The sequence below is a fragment of the Corallincola luteus genome, assembly GCF_004336975.1.
Lineage (GTDB): Bacteria > Pseudomonadota > Gammaproteobacteria > Enterobacterales > Neiellaceae > Corallincola > Corallincola holothuriorum.
This window is the reverse complement of sequence record NZ_SJXE01000013.1, coordinates 55910-67982: the sequence shown is the minus strand read 5'-3', so window position 1 is coordinate 67982 and position 12073 is coordinate 55910. Positions and strand designations below refer to the sequence as shown.

The 12073-nt window shown below is 49.7% G+C and carries 12 protein-coding genes; 6 read left to right on the top strand and 6 right to left on the bottom strand.

Going from position 1 to position 12073, the window contains the following annotated elements; genetic code table 11:
- Positions 1-257 precede the first annotated feature (257 nt).
- A complete protein-coding gene (locus EZV61_RS18155) occupies positions 258-740 on the top strand; it encodes an RNA recognition motif domain-containing protein (RefSeq protein ID WP_114337752.1) in 483 nt (160 codons plus the stop codon).
- 25 nt (positions 741-765) lie between these two features.
- Here EZV61_RS18155 and murI read toward each other — a convergent pair whose 3' ends face one another.
- Positions 766-1572, bottom strand: coding sequence for a glutamate racemase (gene murI / locus EZV61_RS18150; RefSeq protein ID WP_131417398.1), 807 nt, complete (start codon positions 1570-1572; stop codon positions 766-768).
- 136 nt (positions 1573-1708) lie between these two features.
- The gene (locus tag EZV61_RS18145) at positions 1709-3127 is read right to left on the bottom strand and encodes a hypothetical protein (protein ID WP_114337750.1); all 1419 of its coding nucleotides are present in this window, start codon (positions 3125-3127) and stop codon (positions 1709-1711) included.
- 225 nt (positions 3128-3352) lie between these two features.
- Here EZV61_RS18145 and trmA point away from each other — a divergent pair, with 225 nt between their 5' ends.
- Entirely contained in the window at positions 3353-4450 is a 1098-nt protein-coding gene (gene trmA / locus EZV61_RS18140; RefSeq protein WP_114337749.1) for a tRNA (uridine(54)-C5)-methyltransferase TrmA, read from the top strand.
- Positions 4451-4455: 5 nt separating this feature from the next.
- On the opposite strand, the gene fabR is transcribed toward trmA, so the two are convergent.
- The gene (gene fabR / locus EZV61_RS18135; RefSeq protein WP_114337748.1) at positions 4456-5067 is read right to left on the bottom strand and encodes an HTH-type transcriptional repressor FabR; all 612 of its coding nucleotides are present in this window, start codon (positions 5065-5067) and stop codon (positions 4456-4458) included.
- Between the two features lie 146 nt (positions 5068-5213).
- Between fabR and EZV61_RS18130 the strand changes: the two genes are divergently transcribed.
- The 3 genes from EZV61_RS18130 (at position 5214) to sthA (ending at position 9056) form a co-directional block, all read left to right on the top strand.
- On the top strand, positions 5214-6341 hold the full coding sequence (locus EZV61_RS18130) for an acyl-CoA desaturase (RefSeq protein WP_114337747.1): 1128 nt from the start codon (positions 5214-5216) through the stop codon (positions 6339-6341).
- A 96-nt stretch (positions 6342-6437) separates the two neighbouring features.
- A complete protein-coding gene (gene selD / locus EZV61_RS18125; protein WP_165569659.1) occupies positions 6438-7478 on the top strand; it encodes a selenide, water dikinase SelD in 1041 nt (346 codons plus the stop codon).
- Positions 7479-7616: 138 nt separating this feature from the next.
- Positions 7617-9056: a Si-specific NAD(P)(+) transhydrogenase gene (sthA, locus tag EZV61_RS18120; protein ID WP_205695409.1), complete on the top strand. Its 1440-nt coding sequence runs from the start codon at positions 7617-7619 to the stop codon at positions 9054-9056.
- Between the two features lie 67 nt (positions 9057-9123).
- On the opposite strand, the gene cysQ is transcribed toward sthA, so the two are convergent.
- Positions 9124-9933, bottom strand: a complete 810-nt coding sequence (gene cysQ, locus EZV61_RS18115) for a 3'(2'),5'-bisphosphate nucleotidase CysQ (RefSeq protein WP_131417406.1) — start codon at positions 9931-9933, stop codon at positions 9124-9126.
- A 2-nt stretch (positions 9934-9935) separates the two neighbouring features.
- Positions 9936-10499: an ADP compounds hydrolase NudE gene (gene nudE / locus EZV61_RS18110; protein WP_114337744.1), complete on the bottom strand. Its 564-nt coding sequence runs from the start codon at positions 10497-10499 to the stop codon at positions 9936-9938.
- A 119-nt stretch (positions 10500-10618) separates the two neighbouring features.
- Here nudE and yrfG point away from each other — a divergent pair, with 119 nt between their 5' ends.
- A complete protein-coding gene (yrfG, locus tag EZV61_RS18105; protein ID WP_114337743.1) occupies positions 10619-11290 on the top strand; it encodes a GMP/IMP nucleotidase in 672 nt (223 codons plus the stop codon).
- Between the two features lie 21 nt (positions 11291-11311).
- Here yrfG and EZV61_RS18100 read toward each other — a convergent pair whose 3' ends face one another.
- Positions 11312-12073: a type II secretion system protein N gene (locus EZV61_RS18100; RefSeq protein ID WP_114337742.1), complete on the bottom strand. Its 762-nt coding sequence runs from the start codon at positions 12071-12073 to the stop codon at positions 11312-11314.

The following is a 12073-nucleotide window of genomic DNA, read 5'->3' as shown; positions in this document are numbered from 1 at the left end:
CCGCTGCCTCGCCCTGAGCGAGTGAGGCGGCATTATAGGCACCTTAATCCTACCGTCAACGCTTTTTTTATGTGATCTAGTTCAAGTGGTCAGTTCTTGTGCAAACCAGCAAAAATGAGAGCCATGTTTAAATTTTGTAACAACAGCGGCAGTTAATGTAGGGCAAAGCTGGTTGATAGTCAGAAAGCCCGTTAGTATCAAAAATCTTACTTTTTGCCTTCAAACGTTTAGTTATTACAACATTGAGTACAAATGCAATGAATGCAGTTAATTTTATCAAGTCTCTCCTCTTTAGTGCCGCATTGGCCTTATTAGGATATCTCGCAGTACAGTTTCTAAATATTCAAATCAGCGGCAGTGTTTTGTTTGCCGCTGGCCTTGTCATTGGTGGCGTTGTTGTTCCATTGTTTTTGCCAAGCCATAGCGCTGATGACATTGATGATGAAGAAGACGATGAAGACCATCATGTCGAGCCAGGTGAAGTTAAAACCCTTTATGTGGGAAATCTTCCCTACCGTGCGAATGAAGCCGCCGTGCGCGAATTATTTGAGAAGTACGGCAAAGTGTTTTCGGTACGCCTAATGAAAGATCGTCAAACTGGCCGTCGTAAAGGTTATGGTTTTGTCGAGATGAGCCAAGCGGATGCAAGTAAAGCGGTGACCGCGCTGAATGACAATGAGTTCCAACAGCGAACGTTGAAAGTACGTGAAGCTAAGGAACGTAAAGACGAAGATACCTAATCGATATTAGGTACACAAAAGCCGGCTAAGTTAGCCGGCTTTTTATTACCTGTATTTGTGTCAAACCAGCCAATAAGAAAGATGACCATTGCTGAGCTACACGCTGATCTTGTTTCGTCACCCATAACGTCCTCTCTTTGACATCCAACTTTGCTGTGTTCGCCGCCGGTAGCAACAAATTTGTCACGCGTCTAGCGATCGCTTCACCGCTATCAATGCAATGGGCTGCAGGCAAGCATTCGATGATTTCTGTTGCCAGCAGCGGAAAATGGGTACAACCAAGAACAATGGTATCTGGACCATCACCTTGCGACCATGGCGCAAGGATCTCCGCTAGCCGTGGTAAATTCACAGCTCTTCCGGCTAACTTGTCCTCAGCCATCCCCACCAATTCACTGTTTCCAATCCGCGAGATACGACAATCTGCGGCGAATTCGTCGATCAACGCCTGTGTATAGGCTCGAGCCACGGTGCCAGGCGTTGCCAGTATACCGATATGCTTATTGCTACTCTGAAAAGCGGCAGGCTTAATCGCTGGCACGACACCAACAACGGGCAGGTCAAGTTGCTTCCGCAGCGTTGGCAACACTAAAGTGCTGGCTGAGTTGCACGCCACTACGACTAAAGCGGGATTAACCTGCGCAACCACCTGCATAATCAGGTCACATGCTCGTCGGATCAGCGTCGAATCGTCAAGCTCACCATAAGGCTGCCCTTCATTATCCATCAAGTAGTGACAGGTTAGTTCTGGGTAAGCCAAACGGATCGCTTGCCAAACTGACAATCCACCCACGCCAGAATCAAATACTAATATTGGTTGTCTCAGTGACATCGCTTATCGTGACCAGAGGCTGTAAAAAGAAAACCCCACATTGATATGTGGGGTCTCATGGTAAAACCAGACTGAAGAGAATAAAAGTAACCTTTAATACTCGGGGCCCGAACCTGCGCGTTGGCGCACGTACAAACTAGTTAAACCGAACAGACTGGTTAAACTGCTCAAACTTCTCTACTTGTAGCTGCGTTTGGTTTGAGCTCTGCTGACCATTCAGCTGGGCAAAGATAAGCTCCGACACTTCATACATGGCACGCTGTTGAGAGAACTGCTGCTTGAACCCCTCCTCGACTTGCAATAGCCGCGCTTTATAGTCAACGACCTCAGAGGCAGCGGAATTTTGTTGTGCGAATCCTGTACCCGGACTATAGGTATCGTTATCCTCTTGCGAAGCGTTTGTTGCGCTGGCCACTGCGGCTTCTATCGCACCACTTTGATATTGATCTGCCAGCTCGGATAGATCCCCAACCAACCCTGCAACCTCGCCAGTCTGCTGGCTGCTCTCAGTGCCATTCACCGCGTAATAGAATTGAGCGCTGCCACTATAGCTATAACTTGCCTGAAACTGGCCATTGCCAGACTGCATATTCATTGATGCAGAGAAGGAGAACTGACTGCTGGCCATCATGCTATAGCTGCCTACACCAACCGCTCCAGGTAAGCTCTGCAAAAACTGCTGCAACATAGATAAGGGTGAGAGGGGCTGACTAGAGGTTGAAGTCTCTGCACTGGTGTCAACTTCTGCTTGCGGAAGAACGGCTACAGCTGCCTCTTCTTGATTCCCTGTGGGGCGCTCTGCGACTGCAACAGCTTCAGGCTGAGACTCAGAAACTAGGGATGGCGTTGGCGCTATCTCTTTGCTTTCCAAAGCTGATTGCTGTGGTTGATTATTGCCGACATTGGTCTGGCTGAAATACTGCTGACTACTGAAGCTCATATTCACTTCACTACCGTTACTGCTCATATTAAAGCTGGCAGTTTGATAGCTCACCGTTTGCATTTGCACAGGCGCTTGGGGAGCAGTGGGTTGCACCGGTTCATTCAATGCTTGTCGAAACTGCTTAAGCGAACCAGAAAATGCTTTCCATTCACCCTGCAAGGTATGGCGCATATCGCGATCGAACAAACCGCTCTCTTTTAGATCGCTTCTCGCTTCTTTAAAGGCCGAACGGACATCCCGGCGTAACTCACGGTATTCTGCCCTTAGCTCTTTCCTACTGGCACCGTCTGATTGCGCTTGGTACAGCTTGGCGGTTAGTGCTTGTAGTTTCTTCGAACTTTCAGTGGCATAAGCGGAGGCGGGTTCCGTCGCAACCGCCGGAAAGCGCTCACTTAAAGATTGACTTAGCGCTTTATCAACGCGCGCAGCTTTAGCCTGCGGCTCAACTAGTGGAGACTGAGCAACGGCAGCTGGCAATGGCTGCGCTGATGGTAAACTAGCCAGGGGGCGAGTCGGTTGAGTAGAAGCTGTTGCGGAATAGTTCTGCTGATAACTCAGCTGATCACGATTTGTAGATAAGTTGCTGAAGAGTTGTTGATTGAACTGAAACATAATGAGGTCCTATCCGTTTATTCTATCGATATGCGTACCTCCTAATCGCCTCTGAACTCTCTATCGGCTCAGCAAGATTAAACTTGACTGTTTTTTGACCATTTTAATTTTGCTCATCTAAGCTCTAATGCAGGTTTTTTTGACTCTGCCGCCAGTTTGCCTAAAATTTGCGCCCCCTATCAGAGAGCTTCGCTGTCAAAACGGCAGTGACCAATGGAGTAGCCAATGGCTGAGTTATCCTTTTCCCGATCCGAATACGATGCCCAGCTAGCGGACAAAAGTCGTTGGTTAACAGAGACCTTTAACCGCTTTTCGCCACCCACATTGGAACTATTTGCTTCAGCGCCTAGTCACTATCGGATGCGCGCTGAATTTCGGGTCTGGCATGATGGGGACGATCTTGACTACATCATGTTTGATAAGGGCACCCGTAATCACTACAAAGTGACAAGCTTTCCGCAAGCGTCTCAACTTATTAATGAGCTGATGACCGCATTGCTAAACGAGATCAAAGGGCAACCGATACTCCGCCGGAAACTATTTCAGGTAGACTTTCTCTCATCTCAAACCGGTGAAGCGACCATCTCCCTGCTTTATCACCGTCAGTTAGACACTGAATGGGAAGCGGCGGCAACACAGTTACAGCAAACCCTACAGCACCATGGCAAAGTTGAACTTATCGGCCGCGCACGCAAACAAAAAATCGTCTTAGCCCGTGACTATGTGATGGAAACGCTCACTGTCGGCGATAAGCCGTTTCACTACCAACAGATAGAAAACAGTTTCACTCAACCCAATGCAGGGGTCTGTGAAAAGATGCTTAATTGGGCGGTCGATACCACCAAAGAGATGTCAGGGGACCTGCTCGAACTCTACTGTGGTAATGGCAACTTCACTCTGCCTCTGGCACAGAACTTCCGTAAAGTGCTGGCTACCGAGATAGCCAAACCTTCAGTGGCATCCGCACAATTGAATATGAAGTTGAATCAGGTCGATAATGTCACCGTGATCCGCATGTCTAGTGAAGAGTTCACCGAGGCGATGGCTGGACGAAAATTTAATCGTTTGGCGGGTGTCGACCTCAGTAGCTACGAATGTAATACCATTTTTGTCGATCCCCCCCGTTCAGGCCTAGATCCAGAGACGGTCAATCTAGTACGGGGCTACGACAATATTCTGTATATCTCCTGTAACCCAGAAACCTTAGCGGAAAACCTGGAGCAGTTAATCGAAACCCACGAGATCAGCCGTTTCGCATTATTTGATCAATTTCCTTACACCCACCATTGCGAAGCTGGCGTTCTACTCACTCGCCGCCAATAAGCAGGTTACTCGATCTCATCCGATCTGAAACTGGCTGCCCCACGGGCAACCAGTTTCAACTGTTTTATCACACGCTCGGTCAGCACAGGTAACTGATCTTTAGGCAGATCAAGTGCATCCGCACCGGCACTAAACACCAGAGTAACCATCGCCTCAGCCTGCACATTGACATCCGCCGAACGCCCTCCCACCTGCAACATCAGATAGTGCGCCAGCTCTTCAATAAAATGCTGGATCTCGCGTGCTACCGCGGCCCGAAAAGAGGCCGAAGTGCCGGAACGTTCACGCAGTAACAAACGGAAAACATTGGGGTTCTCAGTGACAAACTCCATGAAAGTTTCCACAGAGGTTCTGATCACCGAGCCGCCATCCTTAATCCGCTGCCGTGCCTGACGCATCAGCTGTCGCAGGGTCAAACCTGCGCTATCCACTAAGGTTAAACCGAGCTCATCCATATCCCGGAAGTGGCGATAAAAAGAGGTGGGAGCGATACCGGCCTCCCGTGATACTTCACGCAGACTCAGGCTGGCAAAGCTTACTTCCGCACTGAGTTGTGACAAGGCCGAATCAACTAGTGCCTGTCTTGTTTTTAACTTTTGTTCTGCCCGAACGCCCACGAACGCCCCTTGTTTGTCAATTTACACTGCCATCTTCATCCCCATCATACCCAAGGCAGGATCATATAAGAATGGTTGCATTAGGGAACAGGCGAGATAGAATCAGCGTACAACTGTACGCTGAAAATAAACATGAGTACCCAATAATGTCAGTTTCACCTAAACCACCACTGATATGGACTAATATCCTGCTATTTTCTTTAACTCTACTGGGAGCTTTGATCCTAGTTCCAGCTTGGGGTGTTTATCACGGCTTCGGCCTCGCGGAAGTGGTCGGCTGTATTTTACTACTTGGCTATTCAGGAATATCTATCACGGCGGGTTATCACCGCTTATGGTCACACAAGACCTACGAAGCGCACCCTGTCCTGAAAGTAATATTCGCTATTGGTGGCGCATTTGCTCTACAAAACAGTGCCCTGCACTGGAGCTCTGATCATCGGGTGCATCATCGCCATGTCGACAATAATGAGAAAGATCCCTACTCCGCCGGACGCGGCTTCTGGTACAGCCATATCGGCTGGATGTTGCGCGAGTATCAAGGCGACAGTTATGACGACTACCGTAATGTTCGTGATCTCACCCGCGATAAGGTCGTGATGTGGCAACACAAGTATTACCTCCGCCTAGTGCTCGCCACCAATATCGGTATTCCAGTCATCTTTGGTCTGTTTAGTGGTGACGTGATCGGCGCTTTCCTGATGTGTGGGTTACTGCGACTGGTACTTAGCCACCATTTCACTTTCTTTATCAACTCATTGGCGCATATCTGGGGCAAGCAAACCTACACCGATAAGAACAGTGCGCGCGATAACGGTTTTCTCGCCTTTTTAACCTATGGCGAAGGCTATCATAATTTTCATCATCTGTTTGAATACGATTACCGGAATGGCATTCGTTGGTGGCAATTTGATCCCACCAAATGGTTAATCAAAAGCTGCAGTTGGCTTGGTTTAACCCGTAAATTGAAAAAAAGCCCGGAAGAGCGGATCCAAGCGGCACGTTATCATATGCAGCTACAACGCCTGCAAAGCCGATTACAAGGGCGTAGTAATACCGAGCAATTGATTGCTAAAACTCAAGCGGAGTATGAAGAGTTGCTGGCTAAGCTGAACGCCTTCTACAGTACTCGTAAGCGTTTACTTGACCTAAAGAAGCGACGCATGCTGAAACGCTATGAGCAAAGTGAACTAGTGACACAGTGTCGAGAGCTACAACAACGCTGGTTGGCCCAACATAAACAGTGGCGCCAACTCACTGCCCAGTATGCCTAACTAAACAAGTGCGGAAATCAGTAATAGTTGATTTCCGCACTTGTCATCAATCCGCGCACCGTTATCCTTAACCGATTGTGATAACTAGGCATACGTTTGATGGAATCGATTAAACTCACCGAATACAGCCACGGCGCAGGTTGCGGCTGCAAGATCTCCCCGGCGGTATTAGACACCATTCTCCACAGTCAGCTTGCCCTGCCGTCTGATCCTAAGCTATTAGTCGGCAATCAGAGCAAAGACGATGCCGCCGTTTATGATTTAGGCGACGGCCGCGGCGTTATCAGTACCACTGATTTTTTTATGCCGATAGTCGATGATCCCTTTACCTTCGGCCGTATTGCAGCCACTAATGCCATCAGCGACGTCTACGCCATGGGTGGCAAACCGCTAATGGCGATCGCTATTCTTGGCTGGCCGACGGCGAAATTGCCGCCAGAGGTTGCCGCCCAAGTCGTTGATGGTGGGCGTCAAGCCTGTGCTGATGCAGGAATATTGCTTGCAGGCGGTCACAGCATTGATGCCCCAGAGCCTATTTTTGGTTTAGCTGTCACCGGCGAGGTGCCACTAAGCCAACTACAGCGCAATGATCAGGCCACTGCCGATTGCCAACTGTTTCTTACTAAACCTTTGGGTATCGGTATTCTCACTACTGCCCAAAAACAGAAAAAGCTGCGTAGCGAAGATGAGTTGATCGCCATTGATGCCATGTGCCAACTCAACAGCTTAGGCTATCAGTTAGCGCAGATGGACGGTGTCACCGCAATGACCGATATCACGGGATTTGGCCTGCTAGGTCACCTAATTGAAATCTGCGAAGGCAGCGGCGTACGTGCGGAGATCGAGCTTGCCCAGGTACCACTACTGGCACAGGTAGAGTTCTATCGCAGTCAAGGCTGTGTTCCCGGCGGTACCGAGCGTAACTTCGCCAGCTATGGTGATAAAGCCACGCGATTAACCGAACTGCAGCGGCAGCTACTCTGCGATCCACAAACCAGTGGTGGCCTGCTAATTGCGGTAACGCAGGAGCAAAGTGACGCGGTTGCAGCCGTATTGGCGCAACATCATATGCCAGCACAAGCAATTGGCCGGTTACTGGCTGCAGATAATAGTCAGCCCCTAGTGTCAGTAAATTAGCCGATATTGGCCACAAATTAGCGCTCGTTGTCGTGAGTTTCCGTCATTTGGGCGCTTTTTATGCTGTTTGCACTTTAGTCGGCCTGCAGGGATCGGTAACATAGGCGTTCTCTGCGGCCAATAAGAAGCATACTCGCTGTGACAAAACAAAAAGCCTCTCCTACGACACCCTGTGAAGAAATTGAAAACAAGCACTACGATGCGATCATCATCGGCTCAGGTCCGGGAGGTGAAGGTGCTGCGATGAACTTAAGCAAACGCGGCCAGCGAGTCGCCGTTGTTGAACGCCATCAAGATGTCGGTGGAGGCTGCACCCATTGGGGAACGATCCCGTCAAAAGCACTACGCCACTCTGTTTCCCGCCTGATCGATTTCAATAACAGTCCACTGTTTGTCGAAGGTTTCCATAAGCCGCGCGCCTGGACCTTTGATCAGATTTTGAAGCAAGCGGCGTCTGTCGTCACCAAGCAGACCCGAATGCGTGCCGGGTTTTACAACCGCAATGATGTTGATGTGATCCATGGCTGCGCCGAGTTGGTTGATCGCAATACTGTTAAGGTGGTTGTTGAGGGCGGTACCGAAACAATCACGGCTGACAAACTTCTGTTGGCCCCGGGCTCTCGCCCCTATCGCCCCGCTGATATCGATTTTTCTCACCCACGGGTCTACGACAGCGACACTATTTTAAATCTCACCCACCACCCACGGCATATCATCATTTATGGGGCAGGCGTGATCGGCTGTGAATACGCATCCATCTTCCGCGGACTGGACTGTAAAGTAACTCTGATCGATAGCCGCGAACGGTTACTCTCTTTTCTTGATGTTGAGATCTCCGACGCACTGAGCTATCACTTGCGCTCCTCCGGTGTGATGATCCGTCACAACGAAACCTACGCCAGTGTTGTCGGTGAAGATCATGGTGTGGTGGTGAACTTCGAATCAGGGAAACGATTAAAAGCTGATGCCTTGCTGTTTGCCAACGGCAGAACCGGTAATACCGATACGCTGAAACTAGACAAGGTTGGCCTCAAAGCCAATCACCGAGGTCAACTGGAAGTGAATGAACACTACCAAACCAGCGTTGAGAATATCTACGCGGTTGGTGATGTGATCGGTTATCCCAGCTTAGCCAGTGCCGCCTACGACCAGGGCCGGATCGCCGCCGATGCCATCGTTGATGGCAAAGCAGAAGCGAAACTAATAGGAAATATTCCCACCGGGATCTACACCATTCCTGAAATTAGTTCAGTAGGAAAAACTGAGCAGGAGTTAACCGCAGCGAAGATCCCATACGAGATCGGTCAGGCACACTTCTCTAGCTTGGCTCGCGCACAGATCGCCAACGCTGGCGTTGGCTGTTTGAAGTTACTTTTCCATCGCGAAACTAAGCAGATCCTTGGCATTCACTGTTTCGGTGTGAACGCATCTGAGATCCTGCATATCGGTCAGGCAATCATGGAGCAAGAAGGTGACGCAAATACCATCGAGTATTTTGTCCGTACCACCTTCAACTACCCGACGATGGCTGAAGCCTATCGTGTTGCGGCGCTCAACGGCTTAAACCGACTGTTTTGATGACCTGCTCAATCAAAAAAACCGCTGACTATCAGCGGTTTTTTTTGTCTCGTCAGATCGTCACTGGTTAACTCTTTAACATGCAGCTCCAAGGCAATGACTCGTCCCCCAAGACAATGAAATTCGGGTTCTCCAACGATTCGCGTTCATTGTAGCTAAGCGGGTTGAGGGCAAGGTCGAGAATGCGCCCCCCTGCTTCATCGACAACACATTGTGCCGCACCAGTGTCCCACTCTCCGGTAGGACCAATACGCAGATAACAGTCTGCAACGCCCTCGGCAACCATACAGCTTTTCAGTGTACTACTGCCAAAGGGAATGAACTCGGCCTGCACATCCTCGTGCAGACGATCAGTGATCAACTCAAGGTTTTGCCGACGGCTGACAGCGACCCGCAAAGAGTAAGGCAGCTGCGGTGACAACTTAGTGGCTTTGATTGCCTGAGTATCGCCGTTTTGACACTTAAAAGCGCCATGACCACGGGTAGCAAAATAGGTTATCCCTGATACCGGCGCATGAACCACACCCAGTGTGGGTACACCACCGACGATCAGTGCGACGTTCACGGCAAAATCGCCACTTCCTGCAATAAATTCACCAGTACCATCTAGAGGATCAATGAGCCAATACTTGTCCCAGTGGCAACGCTTGTTAAAACCAACGTCTGTGACCTCTTCCGATAAGATTGGAATATCAGGGGCTAAAGCCGTCAAACGTTTGATAAGTAAATCATTAGCTTTCAGATCAGCTGTCGTTACCGGCGTTTCATCCTGTTTAGTAAGCTTTTCGAACCGTCCCTGCTGATAGATATCAACTATCAAATTGCCGGCTTCGACCGCCATCGCCCGTACATCATTGAGCAGTGCAATCGGCTCCATTGTTACCTCTTCTGTTGCAGCCATTGGTGCGCCAAATAAACCGCAGCAATACTGCGAGCTTCACAAAACTCTTCCTGTTGAACCAAGCCCAGCATATCCGAGACCGGCCAATATACCCGTTCCAGCGGCTCAGGTTCATCGCCCTGTAGCTGCTCTGGATACAGATCTTGCGCCAACAAGATAGTCATCTGACTGCCAAAATAAGCGGGGGCCATGGTCAACGTCTTGAGCCTGGTCAACTGTTGGCAACCAAAACCTATCTCTTCTTTCAATTCTCGATCTGCAGCCTGTTCCGGCGTCTCACCTGGGTCAATCAGACCTTTGGGAAAGCCTAGCTCATAACTGTCTGTTCCGGCAGCATATTCACGAACAAGGATTAAGTTGTCGCCCGATATGGGGATCATCATCACAGCCCCTCGTCCGCTGCCCTGCATCCTTTCATACTCACGGCGCGCACCGTTGGAGAAAGCCAGATCCAATGCTTCAATGGTGAATAGGCGACTTTGGGCGACGACGCGTCGCGCGAGTACCTTGGGTTTTTGCCTTTTCGGAGGTTCCTGGCTCATTACCGACTCATTATTAAGGGCTGATATTCATATCAAGATTTAGACGCTAGGATTACACTAGCGGCGAACTGCCATCGTGCCAACATTTTTTGTACCAGACAGGGCTACGGAAGAGAAAAATGCTGAATTGGAAAGAGATTGACACTGTTTTACTCGATATGGATGGCACATTACTGGATCTCCACTTTGATAATCACTTTTGGCTAGAGCACCTACCAAAGCGCTACGCTGAAGAGAAAGGGCTCTCTCAGGCAGAAGCGAGTAACACGCTATTGAACGCATATCATGAAGTGCGCGGCTCACTGCAGTGGTACTGCCTCGACTATTGGCAGGCACGTTTGCAGATGGATATTGTGGCGATGAAGCGCGAAGTAGCCAACAGGATCAGCTTACGCCCCGATACCCTGCCCTTTCTTGCCGCGCTAAAAGAAACTGGCAGAGCCGTGATCTTGCTAACTAATGCCCACCCTGACAGTCTTTCGCTAAAAGTCGAGAAAACGCAACTGGACCAACATCTGGACCTACTGCTGAGTAGCCACAGTTTTGGTGCAGCAAAAGAGGAGCAAAAGATGTGGCAAGCATTGCAGAAAAAAATCGGTTTTGACCGCGCCACTACACTATTCGTTGATGACAGTGTCAGTGTGCTAAATGCCGCTCGCAAATACGGCATCGCCCACCTGTTAGCCGTAGCCAACCCCGACAGTCAGAAGCAACCCGCGCTGATCCCTAACTACCAAAATATCAAAGACTATCGGCAACTGCTGAGCGCGATCCGGGCAACCCCCAGATAAAGGGGGCACAGTTTTTAACGACTATAGACCCAACTTGGTGTCGAACTCTATCTTCAACCCTTCGGGGGTTTTGTCGCTCAAGAATTCTAGGCCTTCGCGCAGATCTTTTGGCAAAGTTCGATCCGGCTGCATCAGCAGTGACCCAACGGCACGTTCACGATCAGGCAACTTCAATTCACCCGTCAAGTTTAGCGGGCTCTGGCTACCATCAATGACACCGACCACCTGGCCGTCAACACAACTCAATGTGACATGAAATAGACCCAATGGTGCAGGGTTCTTCAGCAATCGATTACTGAACATCGCTTCTTCCCAGTAGATATCTCCTTTCAGGGATTCACACCAAGGGAGCCCATGTTCGAAACGATCAATCGCGTAGCGGAAACGGCCATCTAAACGACTACCTCCTGGTAGATTCGCCAAACTATCGACAAATTTGCCCGGCACTTCCAAGTAGCCGTTATAAATTGAGATACCACTTGTTTCGGCAACGAGATCGACTCTGCCATTTATCTCTGAGTTACGATCACCGAACTGTACGTTGGCTTTCACTTGCCCCAGCAACAGCGGCCATGGCGATAAATCCCAGCGTACCTTTTCCAACACAATACGACGCTCTCTAACCACAGCCACATCGCCTTTCCAGACGGTACCGCTGACGCCTTGCAGGACCACATCATCAGGTAAGGGCAGCCAGTTAACCAGCAATGCTGCGGGAAGGGTGGCTATTAAGAAAACCAAATACAGGCAACCAGCAATGATGCCTCGGCGTAACCAAATCAC